Source organism: Bacillus sp. SIMBA_154, from assembly GCF_046536015.1.
Classification (GTDB): Bacteria; Bacillota; Bacilli; order Bacillales; family Bacillaceae; genus Bacillus; species Bacillus pumilus_P.
Window position 1 is genome coordinate 1 of sequence record NZ_JAWJBV010000180.1, and the last position, 283, is coordinate 283.

The 283-nt window shown below is 34.6% G+C and carries 1 protein-coding gene; it reads left to right on the plus strand.

What is annotated here, in order from left to right; genetic code table 11:
• Window positions 1-283, plus strand: a 283-nt coding sequence (locus R0K30_RS21650; RefSeq protein WP_410612868.1) for an SLATT domain-containing protein, incomplete at both ends; no start/stop codon positions are given.

Here is a 283-nt window from a genome sequence, read left to right on the forward strand (position 1 = left end):
GTGATGACTGCGCTTATGAACAAATAACATCAGAGATGAAAAGTACTAGAGCTTGTGATATCGACGATCGTAAAGAGTTCTATCTTTCAAATCGCATTGATGAGCAAAGAAAATGGTATGCAAAAAAATCAAAGCATAATAAAACAAGAAGTTTACAATTTTTTATTCTTCTAGTTCTATTTCAATCAATAGCTGTATTTCTTGTGCTTTTACGAATTGCACTTCCTGAGTGGAAGGTTTGGCCAACCGAAGTTTTTGTAGTAGCGGCAGGTACTATAACAAC